23 protein-coding genes are annotated in these 24,761 nt (G+C 32.9%); 5 read left to right on the forward strand and 18 right to left on the reverse strand.

Annotation, left to right across the window (positions count from 1 at the left end):
* The first annotated feature begins 48 nt into the window (after positions 1-48).
* Complete coding sequence (locus ACP7BT_RS05835; protein WP_041079741.1) at positions 49-555, forward strand: GNAT family N-acetyltransferase; 507 nt, start codon at positions 49-51, stop codon at positions 553-555.
* Positions 556-1,031: 476 nt separating this feature from the next.
* Here the strand turns inward: ACP7BT_RS05835 and ACP7BT_RS05840 are convergent, their stop codons facing one another.
* The 12 genes from ACP7BT_RS05840 to ACP7BT_RS05895 form a co-directional block, all read right to left on the reverse strand.
* Positions 1,032-2,063: an alpha/beta hydrolase gene (locus ACP7BT_RS05840; RefSeq protein ID WP_037539014.1), complete on the reverse strand. Its 1,032-nt coding sequence runs from the start codon at positions 2,061-2,063 to the stop codon at positions 1,032-1,034.
* Between the two features lie 182 nt (positions 2,064-2,245).
* On the reverse strand, positions 2,246-3,313 hold the full coding sequence (locus ACP7BT_RS05845; RefSeq protein WP_041079742.1) for a YkvI family membrane protein: 1,068 nt from the start codon (positions 3,311-3,313) through the stop codon (positions 2,246-2,248).
* Positions 3,314-3,736: 423 nt separating this feature from the next.
* Positions 3,737-4,237 (reverse strand): hypothetical protein, encoded by a 501-nt coding sequence (locus ACP7BT_RS05850; protein ID WP_002484008.1) that lies wholly within the window; start codon positions 4,235-4,237, stop codon positions 3,737-3,739.
* A 158-nt stretch (positions 4,238-4,395) separates the two neighbouring features.
* A complete protein-coding gene (gene dhaM, locus ACP7BT_RS05855; RefSeq protein WP_011303715.1) occupies positions 4,396-4,758 on the reverse strand; it encodes a dihydroxyacetone kinase phosphoryl donor subunit DhaM in 363 nt (120 codons plus the stop codon).
* Positions 4,758-5,336: a dihydroxyacetone kinase subunit DhaL gene (gene dhaL / locus ACP7BT_RS05860; RefSeq protein WP_002484010.1), complete on the reverse strand. Its 579-nt coding sequence runs from the start codon at positions 5,334-5,336 to the stop codon at positions 4,758-4,760. The genes dhaM and dhaL overlap by 1 nt, the downstream gene beginning before the upstream one ends.
* Positions 5,337-5,370: 34 nt before the next feature.
* Entirely contained in the window at positions 5,371-6,336 is a 966-nt protein-coding gene (gene dhaK, locus ACP7BT_RS05865) for a dihydroxyacetone kinase subunit DhaK (RefSeq protein WP_041079743.1), read from the reverse strand.
* Between the two features lie 180 nt (positions 6,337-6,516).
* Complete coding sequence (locus ACP7BT_RS05870; protein ID WP_041079744.1) at positions 6,517-7,533, reverse strand: FecCD family ABC transporter permease; 1,017 nt, start codon at positions 7,531-7,533, stop codon at positions 6,517-6,519.
* The gene (locus ACP7BT_RS05875) at positions 7,530-8,531 is read right to left on the reverse strand and encodes a FecCD family ABC transporter permease (RefSeq protein ID WP_011303718.1); all 1,002 of its coding nucleotides are present in this window, start codon (positions 8,529-8,531) and stop codon (positions 7,530-7,532) included. The genes ACP7BT_RS05870 and ACP7BT_RS05875 overlap by 4 nt, the downstream gene beginning before the upstream one ends.
* A gap of 9 nt (positions 8,532-8,540) precedes the next feature.
* Positions 8,541-9,344 carry an ABC transporter ATP-binding protein gene (locus ACP7BT_RS05880; protein WP_002484014.1) on the reverse strand — a complete coding sequence of 268 codons (804 nt, stop codon included), beginning with the start codon at positions 9,342-9,344 and terminating at the stop codon, positions 8,541-8,543.
* 315 nt (positions 9,345-9,659) lie between these two features.
* On the reverse strand, positions 9,660-10,496 hold the full coding sequence (locus ACP7BT_RS05885; RefSeq protein ID WP_002484015.1) for a YitT family protein: 837 nt from the start codon (positions 10,494-10,496) through the stop codon (positions 9,660-9,662).
* Between the two features lie 648 nt (positions 10,497-11,144).
* A complete protein-coding gene (locus ACP7BT_RS05890) occupies positions 11,145-12,374 on the reverse strand; it encodes a NupC/NupG family nucleoside CNT transporter (RefSeq protein WP_011303719.1) in 1,230 nt (409 codons plus the stop codon).
* Positions 12,375-12,760: 386 nt separating this feature from the next.
* A complete protein-coding gene (locus ACP7BT_RS05895; RefSeq protein ID WP_041079745.1) occupies positions 12,761-14,479 on the reverse strand; it encodes an ABC transporter ATP-binding protein in 1,719 nt (572 codons plus the stop codon).
* A 224-nt stretch (positions 14,480-14,703) separates the two neighbouring features.
* Here ACP7BT_RS05895 and pbp4 point away from each other — a divergent pair, with 224 nt between their 5' ends.
* A complete protein-coding gene (gene pbp4, locus ACP7BT_RS05900; protein ID WP_041079746.1) occupies positions 14,704-15,999 on the forward strand; it encodes a penicillin-binding protein PBP4 in 1,296 nt (431 codons plus the stop codon).
* Between the two features lie 164 nt (positions 16,000-16,163).
* On the opposite strand, the gene tagD is transcribed toward pbp4, so the two are convergent.
* The 4 genes from tagD to ACP7BT_RS05920 form a co-directional block, all read right to left on the reverse strand.
* Positions 16,164-16,562: a glycerol-3-phosphate cytidylyltransferase gene (tagD, locus tag ACP7BT_RS05905; RefSeq protein WP_002484019.1), complete on the reverse strand. Its 399-nt coding sequence runs from the start codon at positions 16,560-16,562 to the stop codon at positions 16,164-16,166.
* A gap of 90 nt (positions 16,563-16,652) precedes the next feature.
* Complete coding sequence (locus ACP7BT_RS05910; protein WP_041079747.1) at positions 16,653-17,711, reverse strand: glycosyltransferase family 2 protein; 1,059 nt, start codon at positions 17,709-17,711, stop codon at positions 16,653-16,655.
* Positions 17,708-18,799 (reverse strand): teichoic acid glycerol-phosphate primase TarB, encoded by a 1,092-nt coding sequence (gene tarB / locus ACP7BT_RS05915; RefSeq protein ID WP_037539035.1) that lies wholly within the window; start codon positions 18,797-18,799, stop codon positions 17,708-17,710. The genes ACP7BT_RS05910 and tarB overlap by 4 nt, the downstream gene beginning before the upstream one ends.
* A 391-nt stretch (positions 18,800-19,190) precedes the next feature.
* Complete coding sequence (locus ACP7BT_RS05920) at positions 19,191-19,991, reverse strand: ABC transporter permease (protein ID WP_002484022.1); 801 nt, start codon at positions 19,989-19,991, stop codon at positions 19,191-19,193.
* Positions 19,992-20,391: 400 nt separating this feature from the next.
* Here ACP7BT_RS05920 and tagH point away from each other — a divergent pair, with 400 nt between their 5' ends.
* A complete protein-coding gene (gene tagH / locus ACP7BT_RS05925; protein ID WP_011303725.1) occupies positions 20,392-21,186 on the forward strand; it encodes a teichoic acids export ABC transporter ATP-binding subunit TagH in 795 nt (264 codons plus the stop codon).
* Between the two features lie 172 nt (positions 21,187-21,358).
* Here the strand turns inward: tagH and tarA are convergent, their stop codons facing one another.
* Positions 21,359-22,105: an N-acetylglucosaminyldiphosphoundecaprenol N-acetyl-beta-D-mannosaminyltransferase TarA gene (tarA, locus tag ACP7BT_RS05930; RefSeq protein WP_002484024.1), complete on the reverse strand. Its 747-nt coding sequence runs from the start codon at positions 22,103-22,105 to the stop codon at positions 21,359-21,361.
* A gap of 302 nt (positions 22,106-22,407) precedes the next feature.
* Here tarA and ACP7BT_RS05935 point away from each other — a divergent pair, with 302 nt between their 5' ends.
* On the forward strand, positions 22,408-23,157 hold the full coding sequence (locus tag ACP7BT_RS05935) for a M50 family metallopeptidase (protein WP_041079748.1): 750 nt from the start codon (positions 22,408-22,410) through the stop codon (positions 23,155-23,157).
* A gap of 99 nt (positions 23,158-23,256) precedes the next feature.
* Here the strand turns inward: ACP7BT_RS05935 and ACP7BT_RS05940 are convergent, their stop codons facing one another.
* On the reverse strand, positions 23,257-23,901 hold the full coding sequence (locus ACP7BT_RS05940; protein WP_041079749.1) for a metal-dependent transcriptional regulator: 645 nt from the start codon (positions 23,899-23,901) through the stop codon (positions 23,257-23,259).
* A gap of 120 nt (positions 23,902-24,021) precedes the next feature.
* Between ACP7BT_RS05940 and ACP7BT_RS05945 the strand changes: the two genes are divergently transcribed.
* Complete coding sequence (locus tag ACP7BT_RS05945) at positions 24,022-24,744, forward strand: metal ABC transporter ATP-binding protein (protein WP_041079750.1); 723 nt, start codon at positions 24,022-24,024, stop codon at positions 24,742-24,744.
* The last annotated feature ends 17 nt before the right edge of the window (positions 24,745-24,761 follow it).

Genomic DNA, 24,761 nt, shown 5'->3' on the forward strand with positions numbered 1-24,761 from the left:
TATACTATAACTGAGTATTAGCAAAATAGATATAAGGAGTGTTCATACATGGTTCATCAAATACGTGAAATTGGTATCAATGATATAGATTCATTTGTAAAGTTATTAACGACAATTTATGATGAATCTGATTACTTAATATATAATCCTGGGGAATATGCACCGTCTAACAATGACGCCATTGCAAACTTGGAACATTACATCACATCACCTTCTAACGCCATTTACGTAGCAGAGAATAACGATGAACTCGTTGGCTTTGCTATTGTTACGACAGGTAATTTTGAACGCACACGCCACGAAGCTATATTTTCTATGGGCGTTATCAGACATTATCGAGAGAAAGGGCTCGGTCAATCATTAATCAACTCTGTTGAAGCATGGTGTTTAAATCATCATATCCGTCGTATTGAAGCTTCGGTCGTTCCTGAAAATGAAACAGCAGTAGATTTATTTAAAACTGCAGGATACCAAATTGATGGTGAATTACGTGACAAATTGTATATAGATGGTAAATACTTTAACAAATATGTCATGTCGAAGTTACTACTTTAATTTACCTCTCAACTATTTATCTAAACGTCGCTTATATCTATGTTTTTTGTAAATGAAAAACATGTCAAACAGTAAACTAACTTCACTATTTATTGTCTCAATTTCACATTGTAGCAGCAGTAATGCGCGTAGATGTCAGTTTTTTATCATTTTCTGTTAGATTAACCTGGAAGAATGGAACTTGGTCATCTTTTTCAGTTAAGTAGAATGTATTATCTAATTACTAATTGTCTTATCTGTTGTACTCTAACTCATGTTATATAGTAATTTATAACGTTTTGATATATGTGACAAAGTGCATACACAAGAAATGAGCTACTCGAATCGTATGATAAATCGTAAATATTGTAAGTTATTAAAATAAAAAGCTAATCCGATAAACGGATTAGCTTTTTTGAGCATAGTCATTGGCAAGCTCTTTAGATTTACACTTAAATCTTCAACATACATACCAATGTATATGATGCATTAATTTATTAATATGGATTTAATTCGATACCATTAGGATTCGATGTTTCTTCATCCACTTCAGTTTCTACACCTGAAGAATTTGTATTTCTACTTAAGAAACTTTGCACTTTTTTCATATTTTGTTTCGATTCTGGTAACTCTAAATGGAATTGATATTGATGTCTTAAATTGTGCGTTCCATCATAAAATAGTTTATCTGTAGGTATACCTTTAGATTTTAATTTTTTATAAAACTCAATGTTTTGGCTATAAAACGGATCTGCATCACCTACTGATAAAAATGTAGGTGGATAGTCTTTTGTAACTTGATTAATCGTGGACATTTCACTAATATATTTAAACTGTGTCTCCCAGTCTCTCTTACCAGTATAACTTTCCATAAACAGTTGTATCCTTGGAAATTCAGTGGCTTTAACGGTTTTCATATCGTAAAAGCCTCCAAAGAAGATTGCCGCTTTTATTTTATCTGGTTCAAATTGCTGTTCAAATCCCATATCATCTCTTAGAGATTTATTCGTTTGCATTGCAGTATATTGACTTGATAGCTGAGCACCTGCTGAATCACCACCAAAAATCACTTGATCAAAATCCATAGGTAACTCATGTTTATTTTTTTTAATAAATTGTACCGCTTGGTCAATTTGATGAAGTTGCGTTGGATATTTATAGTCAGGTGCAAGTGCATAGTTAATATTTACTACGATATATCCCTGTTCAGCAATTTTTGATAGTAACGGATTCTTATATTGTTTATCCCCTGCTATAAAACCACCACCATGCATCCAAAATACGACCGGCAATTTATTATCTTTATCTAAATCAGTAGGCGTTAAAATATCTAATCTACTGTTTGGTACGCCTGTACTATAAGTTATATTGGTAAATGCATTGACGTTTCTATTATTAATTTGTACTTTTTCTTTTATTTCTCTAGAATGCTGTCGATCATACTGCTGTTTTAACAACAACGCAGTAACTAACGCTACCACAATAAATACAATCACAGTAATTATCGTCCACTTGTAATTTTTCTTCATGCATGACCTTTCCTTTCGGAAGCATTGTACCATAATTCATACAGTAGTGTGAATTGGCTAACAAATATAGATGAATGAAAAAGTCTGAGACATCAATAAGTAAGATGCCTCAGACTTTTACTCAATGGGAAGTAGAAATAAAGTCCCTTCCCTAATGATAATTATTTAATATATCTTTTTATTTAAGCAATAAATTTCTTGTTCTGACGTTTTCTACTATAATATTTCACAAGTACGCCTATTACAACAACTAAACCTACAACACCCATAATTGGATATAAGAAGTTGATAAGCCCAGCGAAACCTACAAAGCTTAATGCGAATGCAACAATTACCATAACCACGATAAATATGTGATATTTTTTACTATATGGTTCTGTAAATCTTGCCGCAAATGAGTACATTAAACCAAGAATTGTATTATACATTACCGCTAACATAATGATAGATAACACTAAACCAATCCAAGGATGGATATCATTAGCTAACATTAACATTGGAATAGATGCATCTTCGATTTTTGTAAATTCTGATTGTAATGCAAAGTTGATAAGTGCTAATAATATCATATAAACGATACCACCAAATAATGCACCTGCGCCTGAAACTCTACGTCTCGAAGCATCGCCACCAATTGCAACAATCGTACTAAACCCAACTGCAAATGCTAAACCACCATAGTTGATACCATATAAGATACCTTTTACGAGACTTGCATCTGGAACTGAGTCATTGACTTCACCAAACGAAATACTTCCATTAAATAAGTAATACGCAGCAATAATAACAACTAAAATTATTAAGAATGGTGTGACTACGCCTAAAGCACGTACAATTTTGTTAAAGTCCATTAATAAAGTGATATAAATTACAATAACCATTATCAATGCACCCAACCATGTTGGTACGCCAAAACTTTCTTCAAACGTTGATCCTGCGCCAGCAATCATTGTGACTGAAATACCAAATAAGAAAAATATTAATAAGTAATCGACAATTTTACTGAACTTATTTCCAAATAAGTAATCTAAAGTAGACTCATGATTTTGTGCATCAAAAGCAGTTCCGATTTTCGCAACTTGTCTACCTATAAATCCTAAAATCAGACCCGAAAGTATAACACCGATGTATGACCATAAGCCATATGGTGAGAAGAATTGCATTACTTCCTGTCCTGTTGAAAAGCCGGCACCTACAACGATACCAACATAAGCGAATCCAATTTTTACCGCTTCTTTATTCAACCCCATGTAAATTTAACCTCCTCATAGTTAACACATTGAGTTATTATAACTTACTGAATATATTTTGCAACAGCACACCATAAAATTTTACACTATACATTATTTTTAACACAAATATACATTCAACTTAATATTATTAAAAATTCAATCAGTGTATTAAATATACTATTTACATAAAATAACAACCGTTAAAACCGCTTGATTCGAGCATTTTTTGCAACTTTATACATGACTACTTTCCAAGAATACATTTAATATCCCTTTAAAATTTTTCGTGAGGATATAATATCTAGATATGAGATTACAAACACAAAGAACCAAGTGAAACACATTACAGATAAATGTAGTTTACTTGGTTCTATTTAAAATAGATTGGATTATTTGTCAAAATCTAATATTTTTAATGCTTCACCTAAATTAACTAACGCATTAATGGGCATTTTTAAAACGATTTAACTCGTTAAATTCAACAACCACATTATCCATACGTTTAGCAGTTTCTTTAAGCACATTACGCGCAACACTATTCGTAGGATCTAATTTAAGTATTTGGCGTGATACGTCGAATGCTTTTTTATCAGAAATGACTGGTTCCGGAACTGCATGTAATAATAACATTTGTAACAAGCTTTTTACTTCTTTGCCCTCAGTGATTTTTATGGATGCTTCTGCATGATAAAATGCAGAATCCAAAGCCCCATGGAGTTCACTTAATGGATAGACTAATAAGAGGAACGCTAAATCGTGCATTTCTGCCGTTTCTTCTTCTTTCATCATATCTAAAATACATGTATAAAACATAATATTTTCCACTTCATGAGCACTTGAAATATAAGCTTCTTCAAATTCCATAAAATCTGACTGGGACATTAAACGTTTGACTGACTCAAATTCGCCGTTTAAGACATGCTTTTGTATTAAATCTTTCATGGCAATGTCCTCCTAGGTATCCAGATTTCTATAACAGTTAGCTTTTATTCTACCATAATCTATCTCTATATTCATTTAAAAAAGAAGTTTTTTGTCAAATTAGTTGCTACTTTCATATTTAACTTACTTTTTATAGTTTTTAACAATAGCTATGCGCTTTAGCCAAATGTTTTATTTAACGCTTCTATGGTCTCATCAATAGATCCACCAACTGATAATTTAACTGCTGCAGTAAAACTCCCTTCAACAATAGGTGCATCAACTTTCTCTACTCGATGTTGCCCTTCATACATCTCAATTGCTAAATCTAAGTTCATTTCTGCAGACCCGATATCATAAAAACATAACGTATCATCATCTACTTGATTAATTAACGCTTGTATATGGTCATATGACGTACCGATATCATCGCCTACACCACCTTGATCAATTACTGTCACACCCGGTGCCATTTGTTTTAATAAATCTTTTGTACCAGCCGCAATTGCTTTACTATGACTAATGATTACGATTTGAGTCATTATGATTCATCTCCAATCAATGCATTTAAAATGTAAACACTACTCTGTGCGCCTGGGTCAACGTGTCCTTTCGAATCTTCCTTGAAATAGGAAGCACGTCCTTTTGTAGCTTCAATATCTTTTGTCATATCAGCATATGATTGCAATACATCAAGCGTCAAGTTTTCACCTTGTTGTATGGCTTGATTAGCACGTTCGATAACGTCAAACATGGTTTTTTCATTTAATTCTACTTTGCCTCTTTGCGCAATCGCTTCTGAAAATGAATTTAATAGTGCTTTTAAATTGTCTTGATCAATTTCTTCATTGACCACTTGAGACATTTTTACAAAGCTGAAGCCATACAAAGGGCCTGAAGCACCGCCGATATGAGACATTAAAGTCATTCCAGTAGACTTTAATAAACTTTGCATAGAGCTGTCATCAATATTATCAGGTAAAGCTTTAAAGCCTCTTACCATGTTAACACCATGATCCCCATCACCAATAGCTCTATCTAAATCCGTAAGTAGTGTTTCTTTTTCTTCAAATACTTCTACTAATTCTAATAACCGTGCTTTGAGTTCAGAGATATTCATGCTTCCACTCCTTCAGTTTATGTTTTAAGATATTTTAATTAAAATAATGACTTGAGGTTGGCGTATTGATCGCAGTTAGGATTGCTTCTGAATTCGGTACAAGCGTTAACGAAAATCCTTGCATATCTAAAGCTGTCATATAATCGCCTACTAACCATTGAGCAACTGTTTTATCGTTTTTATCCATATATTCAGCAACATATTTTGCCACTATATTAAGCTCTGAAAGCGGCGTGGCACCCATGCCATTGACCATTACGATCAAATCATCTGATTGTACTTCTTTGAACAATTCATTTAATAAACGTTCTACAATGTTATCTACGGTTTCTATTTTTTCTCTTGATAGACCTTTCTCACCATGTATACCGATGCCTATTTCCATTTCATCCTCTGCTATGTCAAAACCAAATTGACCTGTTGTTGGTACCATGGGCGCTGTAATGGCCATACCAATCGTATTGATATTTGGTAAAAAGTTCTCTATCTTTTCTTTGATATCCGATAATACCACGCCATTCTCTGCTAAGTGACCCGCATATTTATGAACGAGTACTGTACCCGCAACACCTCTACGTTTTTCTTCGTCGCTTACTGCAATATCATCTTTCACAACCACTGTTTCTACGTGAATGTCTTCCATTTCAGCCATTTCTTGTGCCATTTCAAAATTCATAACGTCACCAGCATAGTTTTTCACTACTAATAATACGCCATCACCATTGTCTACAGCTTTAATCGCACTTAATATTTTATCAGGTGTTGGTGATGTAAAGACTTCGCCACAAACTGCAGCATCCAACATGCCTTGTGCTACGTAACCCGCATGTGCTGGTTCATGGCCACTACCACCTCCAGAAACAATCGCTACACCTTTTCCTTTTTTATGTTTTCTAACAACAACGGTATCTGAAATAATCTCAATTTCTTTATTTGTGATTGAAAGTCCATCTAACATATCATTTAAAAAATGTGTTTTTTCTTTAATCAATTTTTTCATAACGACGACCTCCTCATTTATCTATTTATTCTTAGTATACCCCACTCACAAATGTAAACGCTAACATATAAGCGTTGATTCTTCTAATTTTTCCAACATTATGGTTACCTTCTAAAATTGAGCATAAAAAACGAATACTTGTATCAACTTCAACAAGTATTCGTCTCAATATTTCATCTATTAAACTGATTTTGTTTTGTACATTAAGTATAAGAAATAAGGTGCTCCGATAATTGCAACAACAATTCCTGCTGGAATACCAGATGGCTGTAAGATAACTTGTCCTAAAGTATCTGCCAATACAAGTAAGAAAGCACCAATTAATATAGAAATTGGTAAGAACAACTGGTGTCTTGGTCCGACAATTGATTTAGCAATATGAGGCCCTAATAATCCTATAAAACCTATTGCACCTACAACCGATACTGCGGCAGATGAAAGTAAGACTGCGACAAGTAGAAGGATAATACGTTCTCTACCGATTTTCACACCGACACCTTGTGCAATATGCTGATGTGTATTCAATAAGTTTAAGACATTCGCTTTAAATAGTAAAAATGGTATAAGTACAATAATCCATGGTAAGAAGGCAATAACAAATGCCCACTCATCTCCCCAAATATTACCAGCAAGCCATGAAGCAATAAACTCTGATTGATCTTCATCGAATGTAGACATTAATGTTAATGAACCACCGCTTAGTGCTGAGGCCATACCAACACCAACTAGCACCATACTTGCAGGCGTAATACCTTCACCTTTGTTATAACTGAATGAAAATATAATGAGCGCAGTCAGTACGCCACCGATCATACTTATAATAGGGAGGACGTAAACAAAATTGGCTGCATCAACCTGACCTACAACTATAAATAACGCAATAACAAAGCCACTACCTGCGTTGATTCCAAGAATACCCGGTTCCGCTAATGGGTTCTTAGTCACACTTTGTATAATAGCCCCACTCATAGCTAATGCTGCGCCTGCTAAAATTGTAATAATCATTCGTGGTAATCTAAACTCCATGAGTATTAAGGTATCTGTATAGGCTCCTTGACCAATTAGCGTCTTTAAAAACGTGCCAACTGACATCTTATACTCACCTGAAGTCATACTCCAAGCACATGCCAACAATACTAAGATAGTTAGAATCACCATTGTGATCCATTGTTTATGTTTTAATCTTGGATCTATCATGAGAAGCGTCCCCCTCTTTTAACTAAGTATAAGAAGTAAGGTACACCAATAAAGGAAATAATTGCACCAACTGGAGCTTCTCCTAGCATACGTGCAACTGTATCCGCAACAAGTAGTAACAAGCCACCAACAACTGCCGTAAGTGGAATAACACGAGCATAATCTGTTCCTACTAAATATCTCACTATATGCGGTACCATTAAACCGACAAATGCTATTTGACCAACCATCGCTACGGCTATACCTGCCATAATCATAGATAAAATCAACGTAATTGCGCGCGTGAATGCTACATTTTGACCAAGGCCTTTAGCAAGGGTTTCGCCTAAATTTAATATTGTTAATTGCTTACTCATTGAAATGATAATGACAAGTGCAATTAAAATAAATGGCGCTGCCCACATTAATTGATTCCAAGTCGTACCTGAAACACCACCGGCACTCCAAAACGTTAAACTTTGATTTAATCTAAATAACAATGCGACACCTTGACTTAATGCAGTCAATAGCGCACTGACGGCTGCACCTGCTAATATAATACGCATAGGATTAAACCCATCACTTCTTGACCTACCAATCATGAGCACAATAAAGCCACCCATTAATGCACCTATGAATCCAGCAAACATCATAACGATAAATGGTGCTGTCGGATAGAATGCAAAAGTGAGCGCAAGCATGAATGAAGCACCCGAATTCAGACCAATTAAACTCGGGTCAGCCAAACCATTTTTAGTAACACCTTGAATGACTGCACCTGAAGTACCCAATGCAACACCAACTAAGATTGCACCTATATCTCGTGGTATGCGTATTTCACTTATGATATTATGTTGTTGATTTTTAGGGTCATAGTTAAATATTGCTTCAAAAATAGTCGATAAATGAATTTTAGCATCACCAAATAAGATTGAAGTAATCAAGGCAACAATCAATAGTAGCACTGCTATAATAAATGTCGTTGTAAAATTCAACTTCCCTTTTCTCTTTGTAGTCATAATTTATCCCTAAACCTCAGAATAACTTTTTCTGCATAAATCGTATGTTACTAGCATAGGTTTTCCAGTTCTTGGGTCTGTACTAATCTCTACATCGATATTAAACACTTTTTCTAAAATATCTTTCGTTAACACTTCTTCAGTCTCACCAGTCGCAATAATATCGCCATTTTTCATAGTAATTAAATGATCTGAAAAACGGACAGCCTGGTTTATATCATGTAAAACCATGATAATTGTACAACCTTGTTCTTTATTTAATTGCGTAATCAATTCCAAGATTTCTAATTGGTGAGAAATATCTAGATATGTTGTTGGTTCGTCTAAGAAAATAATATCTGTACGTTGAGCTAAAGCCATAGCTATCCATACACGCTGACGTTGTCCACCACTCAAGTCATTGATAGAACGCAATTTAAAATCATACGTACCAGTTACGCGCATTGCCCAATCAATTTCCTTTTTGTCTTCTGCAGACAGACGACCAAAGCCTTTTTGATGCGGAAAGCGACCATATGATACAAGCTCACCGACTGTCAATCCATCAGCAACTTCTGGTGATTGAGGTAAAATCGCTATTTTCTTTGCAATTTCTTTCGTAGAATGTGAATGTATGTTTTCACCATCTAACTTAATTTCTCCATTTTTAACCGGTAATAACCGTGATAACGCTTTAAGTAATGTTGATTTCCCACAACCGTTTGGTCCTATAATAGAAGTAATTTTTCCATCTGGTATGTGTACATCTAAATTATTGACGATGACATTATCTCCATAACCTATAGTGACCTGTTCTCCTTTTAAGCGATTCATAATTTCCCTTCTTCCTATAGCAGTAGGCATCATAGCCTGTTTATTCCCTTATAAATTTTATCTATTGACTTATAAATTTTCCATATTTTTTAAATGATAATCATTATCATAGATGTCATTATATCATTTTTTAAACCTATTGACTATCAAATGTTTTTATAGTATTTCTTTACTTTATAATCTGTTTATATCTATATACTTTTTATTTTCAGTTGCTTATATGTTCGTTTTCAGGGGAGCTTTTTAAGCAAAATAAATAGCCTTTAGTTATGAATTACTTCATAAATTAAAGGCTAAAAGTGAATTAATTTATTTTTAATGTTCGTCGATTAAAAAACCGTTACCATATACATCTCGTACATCATGTATTACTAAAAAGGCATCGCTGTCTATTTTTCTAATTAAGCGTTTCGCACGTGTGACCTGTGTCTTCGTTATTACAACATACAAGATATCTTTTTCTTGTTTAGAAAAATAGCCACGTCCATTTAAAATGGTAAGTCCACGTCCTACTTGCTCATCTATTACTTTAGCAATTTCATCTGGTTTGCTTGAAATAATGGTCATTGCTTTTTTCGTATTCAAACCTTCTATGACATAATCCATCACTTTGGTACCAATGTATAGCGAAATCACTGTTACAAGTGCACTAGAAATTGGAATAACCGATAATGAAATCGCTACGACAATCAAGTCAAAGAATAGCAATGCATACGGTGTACTGACATCTAAATATTTATTGGCAATGCGCGCTAAAATCGTTGTCCCCGCTGTTGTGCCACCGGCAAGTACAATAATCCCGATACCGAGCCCGACACATGTACCGCCAAACACTGCATTCACTAAAATATTACCGGTTTCAATCTTCCAGCTTTCGGTAAACTCTAAGAATATAGAGATAAGTATGGTTGCAACTATCGTTAAGTACATACTTCTCTTGCTTAAAAATTTATAGCCTATCGCAATTAACAATGCGTTAAAAACAAAGTTTGTGATACCTGGAGAAATGTGAAAGGCATAGTACAGAACAATCGCTATACCAGTTACGCCTCCTTCACCTAAATCAGCAGATATGATAAATGTATTTACGCCAGCTGAAAATATAAATGATCCAAAAACGACTAATATTAAATCACGTACTGTTTTATTCACCCACACGACCCCCTTCGATTTGCTTCAATCAATTGAATGTTAGCAAATAATCGTCAATACCACAACATCTATATTGTCGCAAAAGCCCAATTCATCGGTCTAAATCGCTATGATACTGCCGATACTTTATATCACAACTTTTTAAAGTTTAAAAATTCTGAAATTTCTGTTTACTTATACTTCTCTGTTTGCTATAATAAAATCTATCTTCTTATTGATAGCCAATAAGAAGCCATCTCCTTTGTGTTGTTTATAGTAACAAACAAAACAATTTTTGCTCGAGTATATTTTTAGTACCTAGTCCTTACTAATTATGTACAATTAATTCATTTCCCGTAAAAACCAAGTAATGATGAATGTGTCTCCTCACTTCAATTACTTGGTTTTTTATTGTGTTTTTTGGTACCAAGTCTATCAATACAGAACTAATGTGATAGGACTTCTTCAACAAAGCGATGCCACTCTTTTAAACAATAAAAAAAGAGTGTACAGAAACCTAATTTAGAAAAAATTAAGTTCCCTATACACTCCAACATGGTTTTGAGATAAAAAACATATAAGCACTTTAAAACCTATATATAAATATACCTCGCATGCTTCACATCTATCTTATTTTATTATGCATTTTAAAATCATACCTCATTCAACTTACCAAGCAAATAATCCAACGAAACCTGCAGTCATTAATGATACTAAAATACCAGCAAGTAATAGCATTGGGACATATTGTGAAACAAAATCGGATGTTTTCTTATCTACGATCCCTTTCAAAGTACCTACAATCATACCGATTGTTGAGAAGTTAGCAAATGAGATTAAAAATGTTGTGATTACTGCACGTCTATGTGGTGAATAGGAATCAACGACGTCTTTAATTTGCCCCATCACAACGAACTCATTTGTAACAATTTTTTTAGCCATTTGTTGTGCTACAATCCATGCTTCGCCCCATGGTAAACCTAATAGTAATGCGAATGGATACATGAACGCACCGAGTATTTGATCTAGACCGAAACTACCTTTAATACCTGCCCAACTTCCCACGATGCCAGTTATTAAGTTAATTAATCGATCAATTAAATCTGATAAAGCTACAAAACTAATAACAAACGCCACAATTATTAGAATCAGTTTACCAGCATTAAGTACAGAATCGCCTAAGAATGAGAAGAACGGTTGGCGTTCCACTTCATCATTTTGAATACTGTAAATAATATCTTCTTTTTCTTCAAGAGTGACTGGATTTAATATCGATGAAACAATAATTGCATTAATAATATTTAATGGAATGGCAGTTAGTACCAAATCACCTGGAACCATAGAGACATATGCACCAACAATGGCGCCAGATATCGAACTCATTGCCATCATTGCAACAGTTAACACACGTGTTTCTTTCATACGCTTCAATTGTTCATTTGAAACAGCTAAAGCTTCTGTATTACCTAAAAACATCATTTCGATACTAAAGAATGACTCGAACTTAGGTTGTCTTGTAACTTTCGCTAATACCCAACCTATACCACCAATGACTTTTGGTAATATATTAAAGTACATTAAAATATCGAATAATGGTACAACTAATAAAATTGGGAATAAAGCACTTACTGCCATGTCCATTGCACCTGGTTTCACCCAACTTGCAAATGCAAAGCCTGTCCCAGCATGTGCAGAATCAATCACCCAAGAAATACCATTCGCTAACGATTGTACTGCTGTTTTCCCCCAAGGAAAGTACATTAAAAACCATGCTAAGAATAAATTTATTAGTACTAAAATAGCAATAGATTTCCATTGAATATGCTTTTTGTTTCTAGAAAATAAGACTGCAATCCCTAAAAATACAAACAATCCTATTATGTTTATCACTAAGAACATCAATACACCCACCATTTCTAATTTAAATCATTGTTATCAATGTATGTTTGAAAGTACACCTGTTGCTATGTATTTTGAAAATATAAATAAACAAATTGTCTCCATCCTTAATAACGCATGCATTAATTATTAAGTTTCAACTTTCCATTTATCCTTTTTTCTTCTAATTTTTAGTTTGTTCAATCATCATAATAAATGAGTTATACTTTCATAAGACATTACTTTGAATCTACTTAATAATTATAGCACGCATGTACTTTATATAAAATAACTATTTTATAGTTCGTTTTAATCGAAAAAAAACAGTCATTCACTTCCTAAAATATTCGTGTTTAATTATGAAAACGGCTTCATTTGATAAACAAATGAAGCCGTTTCTGTTCTTTTTATTTTGTTAAGTTCTGTGTGTTTACAAATTGTTGATATTTTTCATGATTAGTAATTAGTTCTTGATGTGTACCTCTACCTGTTACTTTCCCAGCATCAATAAAGATAATTTGCTCCGCTTTTTTAATAGTAGAAAGTCTATGTGCGATAACAACCGTCGTACGATTTTCCATTAATTCCTCTAATGCGTCTTGTATTTTCCGTTCGCTCTCACTATCTAAATTAGCAGTAGCTTCATCAAGTAATAAGATATCTGGATTTTTAACAAAACAACGGGCAACATCGATACGTTGACGTTGGCCACCTGATAGTTTCAATCCACGTTCACCGACGACCGTATCGTAACCATCTTCAAACTGTTCAATAAATTCATGACAATTTGCTAACTTCGCGTAATGAATCAATTCTTCATCAGTGACTTCCCGATTAATACCATATAAAATATTATCCTTAATAGTACCGTTCATCATTGAATTGGATTGCATGACATAGCCTATTTTTTCACGCCATTGCCCTAATGCAATATCGTAAATTGAATTACCACCATATGTAATATCGCCATCTTCAATATCGTACATACGCTCTATAATATTAAAGATTGTACTCTTACCTGATCCTGAGGGACCTACAAATGCTGTGACTTTACTTGGAGGTATTTCAAAATTAACATCCGAAAGTATGGGTTTCGTACCATACTTAAAATCAACGTTTTCAAATATTAAGCTGCCACCATTAATTTCTGATGCTTGAGTGACATTTAAAAGTTCCGTTGGTTCTTCCATAATTTCATAGATACGACTACTGGCACCAACTGCCTTTTTATAGTCTGTAACTAAAGTTGATAAATTAATTAATGGGGATGACAGTTGGATTACATAAAATATCATGGCAATTAACGTACCGGCTGTTATTGCCCCTGTCGAAATTCTGATTGCACCAAAACCTAATATAATGGCAATCGTGAGTAGCATAATCACACCTGATATCGGTTGGATGATGGCAGTAATTTTAGCCTGTTTCAATCCTAAAAAGTATATTTCTTTTAAATTTTTATGTGCATTATCCAATTCTAAATCTTCAGTATGAGAAACCTTTACTAAACGCATTTCTGTTAAAACACGTCCTAACAAACCACTGAAATTCGCGATTTCTGACTGAGTTTTTTTAGAAATGTTTTGCATTACTTTACCGAGTGGTATCATAATCAATACAAAAATAGGTATCGTAATAAATGTTAATAACGTCATCTGCCAATCCATGACAAATAACATAATCATAGATCCAATGATTGTTAGCACAGAAGGTAAGAGATTGGGTAATTTCTGAGAAATAAATTCATTAATTACTTTCGTATCATCTGTTAAACGACTCATTAATTGCCCACTTTCGTTTTGATCAAAGAATGGCATTTTCAAATGAATGATATGGCGCCATAACACAGAACGAATGGCATAAATAATTTTTTCTCCAATTTTGCTTAGTAAATATAAACCAATCCCACTCAATAATGCATTTACTATAAAAATAGAAATGAATCCAGCGACAAACATCCAATTCATATTTTCAAATGAAAATTTGTCCACAAGCTTACCTGTGAAAAATGGTACGAGTAGTCCTGTAATACTACCTAATGAAGAAATCAATACGGCAATAATAATCAGCCCTACCGGCCATGATAATTTTTTGAATAAGTAGAATAATGGATTCTCTTGCTTCATGTTTTTGACCTCTTCTTAAAATTTTTATTTCTTTTATACGATAATTGAGCAGATATTTAAAAATTTCATTAAATGAATTACAATTCAACTGATTCTATTTTACACAACTCTTTTCCATTCCACAAATACCCTAAACTAATAGGGTTATATTTTATTATAAGTTTGCAATATGCTAAAATATTTCTATTGCACCAAAACTGAATATATTAAGAGGGAATGTCATTATGAGAAAGTTTATACTAACTATTATAACTGTACTCTTCATTGGTACAATTATAACACCTTCTGCACAAGCTGAAAGCATTACGCCAACTCAGGCTGCTAATCAATATGGCTATAATGTCACAGATTCATATCAACCAGAAGGCGCCATTAATGTTTCGCAAACAGGGCAACTATTATATCAATACAATATCAATAAAACATGGTATCCCGCTTCGATGACTAAATTAATGACCATGTATTTAACACTCGAAGCAGTAAATAAAGGTGATTTGTCTTTAAATGATAAGGTTAAAATCACAGATGAACACTATAGAATGTCTACACTTCCTGAACTAAGTAATACAAAACTTTATCCAGGTGAAACATATACGATCAAAGAGTTATTACAAATTACGGTGTCTAACTCTAGTAATGCTGCTGCGCTTATTTTAGCTAAAGAAGTTTCTGGGAATCTTTCAGACTTTACAGACAAGATGAATTCAAAAGCAAAATCATTAGGCATGAAAGATACGCATTTTGTAAACCCTACTGGTGCTGAAAATAAACAATTAAAAGATTTCGCACCTAAAAAATACAAAAACGAAGACAATAATACGTCAACTGCTAAAGACTTTGGCATTTTATCACAACATGCTGTACAAGATACACCAAAAATTTTAGATTTTACTAAACAACTTGCGCCAACCCAACACGGTGTAACTTATTATACATTTAACCATTCACTTGAAGGTGCCGATATGAGCCTAGAAGGTACTGACGGATTAAAAACAGGTTCAAGTGATATCGCCGATTACAACCATACCATTACAACCAAACGTGATGGTTTCCGAATTAATCAAGTTATCATGGGCGCCGGCGACTATAAAAACCTTGGCGGCGAAAAACAACGTAATATGATAGGTAATGGATTGATGAACATGTCCTTTGACCAATATAAATATACAAAAATATTATCAAAAGGCGAACAAAAAATTAACGGTAAAACGTATTTTGTTGAAAAAGATCTTTACGATGTATTACCAAAAGACTTCGATAAAAACGACTACAAAGTCGTTATTGAAGATGACAAAGCACATATCGACTATGACCGTGAATTTATTTCAGATAAATATGGTCCACCATCAGTTAATGTTAATAAACCACTTGTACATCAAGCAACAACAATTGTAAAATCATCTTGGGATGAACATCCAATCTTAACATTATTAGGTACCATTTTAATCATTGTAGCCATAGCCATTGTTATTTATCTTATTATCGACTTATTCAGAAAAAAATCACGTAATAAAAAATAATATTACCCGATGGGAGTGGGACTACGAAATCTCAATAAAAAATTTGATTTCTGTACCACTTCCATTTTTTACACATAAAAAGGTTGTTGAAGTCAGTTCACCTCAACAACCTTTTTATGTGTTATTTAATTTTTTCAAAACAAGTTCCATTTATATAGCACATTTTACTTTTCACTATCACCATATAATTCTTTTTTAATTTTAGTTGTAGATATACCCTCTGTACGATTAAGATATATCACTTCACATTTGTCTTTTAAGAAATCAAATTCGCCTTCCCAATCATGGCCCATTACAAAAGTATCCACTTCATAGCGATCAACGTCAATTTCTTTTTGGCCCCAACCACTTTCTGGGATAACAAGGTCAACATAACGTATGGATTCTAACATCATTTTACGTTGTTCAAAGTTATAATAAGATTTTTTATTTTTAATGCGATTAAACTCATCTGTTGATAAAGCAACTATTAAATAGTCACCCATTTCTCTTGCTCTTCTTAACAATTCAATATGACCATAATGTAATAAATCATATGTGCCATAAGTAATTACTCGTTTCATAAACTATACTCCTTAACAAAAAATTTACTTAAATTTTACATTTTAAAAATTATAGCATATTCCATACAAGTTTACGAATATCGACTGTTTTTATCGGTTTAAAATTTGTTTCAATTTCATTCTTCCTCTGAATCGAGCGCGTTTGGGTAAAATTTCCGCTTTAAAGCGATAATAATTCGGTCTACCAATACCAACCTTTAACAATGTATCTCTCCATTGTTGATACAGCGCTTTATTCCACTTTTTACTGCCTTGCTCAATCACTTTTACAATTCTAAACATCGCTGCACCATCGTAATCTGTTTTCTGCATTTCCATCATGTATGCAATAACTAAATCTAATAATTGTTGTGTTATTATGTCATGCTTTTCAATATATGATTGCAATAAATAACTGACAATCAACTCATCCATGCGGTAGCTATAATAAATTCTTGATTCTCTAAGTAATAACGTATCCATAACACGCGCTCTTACTTTAACTGCATCTTGCATATACGAAGCAAATTGCTCTGCACGTTGATCTGTTACGGACCCTTCTTGCTCGTTATAACCATACACAATATCAGGTAATAGTTGAATATCATGTGCTTTTTTATATGCATTAATAATAAAAGTATGTTCTTCACAGAACACCACATCTTCATCGAAGCGTAAGTCTGCAAATTTGGCGTTAAACATTTTAGCGCCCGGACCGATAGATTGCATCATATCTGGACATTGTGCGAGATTGACTTTATCAAGTTTTTGAATAGCTTGATGTGAATAAATCGTTTGCCAATCGCCATCTTTTTCACGACCAATTTGACCAATTACAATATCCACATTGTCATCTTGCTGATAATAATCTGCCATAAAATCAATTCTGCTTGGCAAAAATTCATCATCTGCATCTAAAAACATAAATACATCACCTGTCATATTAGCAAGCCCAACATTTCTACTAGCTGCCGCACCTTGATTCTCTTGATTAATAATAATGACATGCTTGTATTCATTTTGAAGTTTTTCGAGTTCTATTTTACTATCATCTGTTGAGCCATCATTGATACATATAATTTCATAATTTTGTTTCGTATCAACGGATGCAATTGCTCTACGAATTGTATTCACTGCATTAAATACAGGAATGATAATTGAAATTTTCATATTTTCACCATTTTCTCTATTTCATTAATAACTTTAGTCAAACTATCTTTGGCATTATACTCGTGCCAATCATTAAATAAAGGGGGTAATTGTACATCATGATCTTTTAGCTTTTCTATTAATTCTGTTTCTGTATAGGCTTTATATGCTTCAGGAATAGCTTTATAAAATGTATTTAATCCTCGCTCTTCCTCATACTGTGCTTCATCATAGACATAAAATAATGATGGCTTATCTAAAATACTAGCTTCAATCGCTAATGAGCTATAATCACTTATGATCACATCAGCTAAAATCATCATTGATTGTAAATTAATCGCTGTTTGGTCTTCTGTTGCGATAGAAGGATGTAAGTTGCTAAGTAGCGTATACTCTGGTAACGCTGCTTCAAATTGGCTTTTATCAATTTGACGATTGGCTTGCTTATGTTCACGATAAGTGGGGACGTAAATTGCTACCTTCCCCTCTATACCATATTGTTTTTTCAATTCATTCTGCCTTTTTACTACATCGAGTCTCGTATAAGGAACCAACCTTGGTAGTCCAGTTCTTAAAAATTGGTCGTCTGACGCCTCAAAAGATGCTTTGAAACATTCAATCATTGGTTCACCGCCTACCAGATACTTATCTGTCGCATTATAGACTTTTCTATATTGATTCACCATTTTAGCATTGGATAAATCCACTTGATGATCCGTTAATCCAAATTGTTTCAATGCACCTGCTGCATGCCATGTTTGAATAATGGTTTGGTTCGGTTTTTTCTTTAATCCTCCAAGCATTAAATAATACGTATCAATAACGATGACTTTTGCAGAACTAAGTGCTTTGATATGTTTAAATACACGCTTATTACCCGCCGGTAAAAAGTTTATTGTTTCAAATTGTTGTAAATATTTACGATTTTCTTCATTTCCAATCACAGTGATTGCGTACCCTTTTCGGTATAATGCTTCAACGATTGGACACACGTCTTCAGCAAATGTCATCATGATAACAATATGCTTACTTTGTACTTTCTTCTTTATATATATTAAATTCAAAAAGCGAATTATACCCATATATAAATTTTTAATAAGTTGTCTCACTACGTTCACCGCCAATTATTTTTTCAATGCGCTTGTTTATATTATATCTATCATAAATAGAAAATTATAGAAAAATCCTTTTTATCCATTTGAAATACTCAATTTTATTGAACCAATGCAAATCCGTACATCTTTCGCATTTCATACTTAATACAAATGTTGAAAGGCCTTTATAATAACCGCCAAAATTTTAATAGGATTACATGCACTTAAATTCATGCATTTATACGGCTCATTTCACGCAAATCACAGTAGTTCTAAAGCGTAGTAAGCAATTATGTTGAGTGTAAAAAAGTCTGAGACATATCATTATGTCCCAGACTTTGATTTCAATATATCACGCGCTAAATTCATTGATTCAGCATTCTCTATACTTTAAATATCTACTTATTTACATGAAATCTGCAAAATGATCTCGATAACGCATATGAAGTATTGAACCGAGTATAAACAGAAGTATAATAATAAACATGTTATACAACGTTAATTCCCAATGTGTAATAAAGTACCACTCTTTGTGTAACACAGCAGAACGATATGCCTCTGCTAAATAATAAATCGGATTTAATTTCATTACATCTTTTACAATACCTTCTGGCGGTACAATTAAAATAGATGAAGCAAAGAATACCATTCTCATTAAAGCTTGAATTGCCTGTTGCGTATCTTTAACGAGTACACCTAATGTAGAGGTGAACAAAGCAATCGCTGTTGTAAGGATTAGTGCAAATGGTACGTATAAAAACAGTTGTAATGTATAAATTGTTGGATAATAGCCAGCTAACATACATATGAATATAACAACAACGAGTAATGCTAGATGACCGTAGAATCTACTCATTACAATATAGGAAGGTATGATGGATAACGGAAAATTCATCTTCGCTACATGATTATACTTCGTTGCTATTGACTTTGTTCCTTCTAAAATACCTTGGTTAACAAAGAACCACATACTTATACCTACGAGTAACCAATAAATAAATGGCACACCGTCTATAGGATTATTACTTCTAATACCCAGACCAAAGACAAACCAATAAACCATAATTTGCATCGCTGGATTAATTAATTCCCAAGCCATACCTAAATAATTATTCGTATTCGTAATTTTCACTTGGAACTGCGCAAGCCTTTGTATAAGATAGAAATTTTTAAAATGCTCTCTAAATACTATCCACACTGCATTCATTTAAATAAACCACACTTTCAATCGATTTGCTTATCATCATTTATTCATGACGCTATTTATTGTATTCAATTCCAATATACGCTTTATGTCGTTACATAACAACTTTCATTCTATTCGCATATGACTCATTTTGAAAAGTGTTATTAAGTTAGCATGTTATATATTAAAATAATGAAAAATAGTTATTATAAATTCAGATAAAAGCGTTTCGTATCTATATTATTTTTTAACTTTATCATTAATAGTTGATTTTATAATGTATATTCAGTAAAATTTAACAACTGTATAAGTAATAATTATGTTAAATTGTACTCACTTACTTTACAATAGGTTAATAAATTTAACAACTAATATAATGTATAATATAATGGTATTAACTGTAAACAAGGAAGGTAAAAATATGAACGTATCGGTTAACATTGAACATGTAACTAAAGAATATCGTATTTATCGTAATAATAAAGAACGTTTAAAGGATGTCATTGTTCCTTTTCATAAAAATAAAACGTTCTATGCATTAAATGATTTATCATTAACGGCTTATGAAGGTGATGTCATCGGTTTAGTAGGTATAAATGGCTCGGGTAAATCTACTTTGAGTAATATGATTGGTGGCTCTCTGTCTCCTACTGAAGGCGATATCAAACGTGATGGTGATGTAAGTGTCATTGCGATTAATGCAGGACTAAATGGTCAATTAACAGGTATTGAAAACATTGAATTCAAAATGCTTTGTATGGGCTTTACGCGTAAGCAAATTAAAAAGCTCACACCTGAAATCATTGAATTTAGTGAACTAGGTGAATTTATATATCAACCTGTAAAAAAATATTCAAGTGGTATGCGTGCTAAGCTCGGTTTCTCTATCAACATTACAACTAACCCTGACATTCTCGTCATCGATGAAGCATTATCTGTAGGTGACCAAACCTTTGCGCAAAAATGTTTAGATAAGATATTTGAATATAAAGAACAAGGTAAAACGATATTCTTTGTTAGTCATAATATGAAACAAGTACGTGAATTCTGTACTAAAATTGCTTGGATTGAAGCAGGCAAACTTAAACAATTCGGTGAATTAGACGACGTTCTCCCTGAATATGAAAAATTCTTAAACGACTTTAAAAAGCGTTCTAAAGGAGAACAAAAGAAATTCAGAAATGACTTAGATAGTTCAAGATTTGTTGTAAAATAAATGACTTAAATTTAAATAGGAGTCCGAGACATCAATAAACCCATGTCTCGGACTCCTAATTTATATGTACTTAAGTAAAATTCAGCTCAAGTAATATTTTTGCTTATGACACTAACTTAAAACTACAACCTGTTTTATGAATAACAGATTACAATCACTGTGCTATCTAATGTTATTTCTTTAATCTCAATTTAAATACTTTATACAAAAAATTGGGAATCGCTTTGATTCTACCGATACGTTTCCAATCAATAAGTAAGCGATATACCCATTCTAAATTCATTTTTCTAAATAATACAGGCGCTCTTTTTTTCGTCCCACTAAACACTTCAATTGAGCCACCTACACCCATGAGTACCGTTTTATTAAAACGGTGTGCATGTCGCTCTATCCATTGCTCTTGTCTCGGATAACCCATACCCACAAAGATATAATCGGGATTAAATGATGTGACTTGTTTTAATACCATTTCATCTGTTAAATCAAAGAAACCATGATGAAAATCAAAGTTTATATCTGGATATTTCTCAGTAAGTTTCTGTTCTGCCTTCATCACAACATCATTTTTAGCACCTAATAAAAAAACTTTTTGGTTATTAGCATTTGCAATTTTTAAACATTCTTCCATTAATTCAATTCCAGGTACTCGCGTCTTCAATGGTGTTTTCAGTATACTTGCCGCTTTGACTATACCAGTTCCATCTGGAATAACATAATCTGCACTATTAATTAATTTACGATATGCTTCGTTTTCTGTAGCATAGTCCACAATTTCAGGATTTGCAGTAACGATAAATAAATTTTCCCCTTCATCTGCCAGAAAAAATCGCTTAATATTGTTGCGCATTTCCAATAATGTCACATTATCAAAATAGACAGATAACACATCTATTTTATCTATATGGTTGTTTTCCATCATGATTTAGAATCTCCTCACTCAAATACATCTTATCAATTTATTATTGTCATAGTAACATATTCAATAAGTACACGTGACTATAAATTAAACGATTTTGTAACCTATACTGATCTAAATTTATTATCATAAGCATTAATTCAACTCTAAACGTTATATGCGCATGCTTTTAATATTCAACTTTAACCACAATCTACGTCAAAAGTCCAAATGCTTTCTATATTAAATTACTTTATAATTAAGTTTATGCTATAACAATCTCAATTAAAAAAGAGATTGTAGGAATTCTAAACTGAGGTTACATTATGACAAAAATACAAGCATTTTTAAGTTCTACGATACAACTCAACTTAATTTGGGTTCTGATTATTGCATTAATTTATATCATCATTCATACTTACAGATATAAATCTGTAAACCAGATACTCGATATTTATTTAAATTATATCCCAGTACTAACGCATGAATTTGGCCATATCTTATTCAATAAAATAAGTGGTGGTAAAGCAAAAGATTTAGTTATTGTTGCTAAACCTTCAGAACGTATAGAAACTTCTCAACAAGGATTCGCGATAACTCAATCTAAATCAACGTTAGGTCAAGCTATCACAACATTTGGCGGTTACATCATGCCCCCATTAATGTTGCTTTTAGGATTTTTAGCGCTAGAAAATCAATATCCTAGTTTATTTATTACAGCTTACTTAATCATTTTCATTTACTTTCTAGCGTTAACATCTAGAAAGTTAGTCCCTATTTTAATTGTCTTATTGCTCATCGCTTTACTATATTTTTTATTCCAAAGTGATAATCAACAAATGATGCTTTATATCGTATCCATTAGCTATCATTTTATTTTAGGTGTGTTACTCGGCGAAGTTTTTCAATCATCTTGGACGATTTTCAAGCTAACATTTTCACGTCAAAGTGTCTCATGGGATGGCACGACACTCAAAGAACTCACGCATTTGCCAACGACCTTATTTAGTTTAATATGGATTGCCATTAATTTATTTACAATTTATCATCTACTGCAATCTTATTTTTCATTCTGACAATAAAAGCGTTTCTATCATACAAAAAGCAACCGCTCAATTTTTTGGCGGTTGCTTTTTTATGTTTTTCAACTATGTTATGCACGGTTACCAGAAAGTTTAAATTTCAGCGTATATATGCGCGGCATTGTCATAACTTAATACTGTAATTTGCTCATCTTTCTTTACAATAATAACTTTATTTGTATCATCTTTACTCAAGATTTCAATACGTTCATCAATCAATATATCTTTACTTGATAAGTAGATTAATAAGTCCGTTCTATCACGTACACGTTTGATTGTCACTGTATCACCAGTATCAAACGCTAATAAATTGGTTGTATATAATTCTTTATATTGATTATTTCTCGGGATAATACCGCCATGTGGACATGTGATTGGATAATCTAATAACTTATCTAAACGCTCCACAAATAAGTGAGATACTTTGTGTTCCAGTACTTCTGCTTCTTGATGTACCTCTTCCCAATTATATTGCAAAATTTTTATTAAAAATAATTCTAATAATCTATGGCGTTTAATGATATCTAATGTATATGTTAAACCTTCCTCTGAAAGCTTTACACCTTTATATGGTTTTGTTTCAACATACCCTGACTTCTCCAAACGATTAACCATCTCACTTACAGATGGTGGCTTAATAGTTAAATATTGGGATAGCGTCTTATTCGAAACAAAAGAATGGTCACCATCATGCGTTAAAATTGCTTTTAAATAGTCTTCTTTTTCTTCAGTTAGCATTATCTCACCTCTCAAATCATTCACCTTATTGTATCACGAATCAACTTGACACGCTAAAAGTTCATGGTATATTATAAATTAAATTAGGTTAGCCTAAAAATGTTATTAAGGAGGTTTAAAATGTTAAAGGTAGAAAACTTAAATCTTACACTTGGGAATAAACATGTACTTCAAGATATTAATTTATCCATACCTATTCAGGGTGAAATCATAGGTATTATGGGTCCTAATGGTGCCGGAAAATCCTCATTGATTAAATCACTGATTGGCGAATTCAGACCAACAGGTTCTGCTCAGTTAAATGATCATTCCATACAAAATAATTTGAAGCATGTCACTTATATCCCTCAAAAAGCGCACATAGATTTAGATTTTCCTATAAATGTGGAGCATGTAGTCTTATCAGGGGCTTACAAAGATATCGGTTGGTTTAGGTGGGTGACACCAACTACGAAACAGCGTTTAAATCAATTAATGCAAACTTTGGAATTAGAAGACTTGCGCCACCGTCAAATTTCAGAATTAAGTGGCGGTCAATTACAACGTGTACTTCTAGCACGTGCTTTAATGTCTGAAAGTACCTTGTACTTATTAGATGAACCTTTTGTAGGGATTGATTTCCATAGTGAACAAATCATTATGCATCAATTACGCAAGTTAAAAAAGGAAGGCAAATTATTACTCATTGTCCATCATGATCTATCTAAAACCGAAGAATACTTTGATCGTGTCATTCTATTAAATAGAAATATTCGCTATTTTGGGGATAGCATTACCGCTATGCAACCTGAAAATCTAAACAAAACGTTTTTAAATGCCACAGTACAAAACGAAACGGCTTAATTTTATAGAAAGGACTT

Source organism: Staphylococcus sp. Y174-1, from assembly GCF_049897865.1.
Lineage (GTDB): Bacteria > Bacillota > Bacilli > Staphylococcales > Staphylococcaceae > Staphylococcus > Staphylococcus saprophyticus.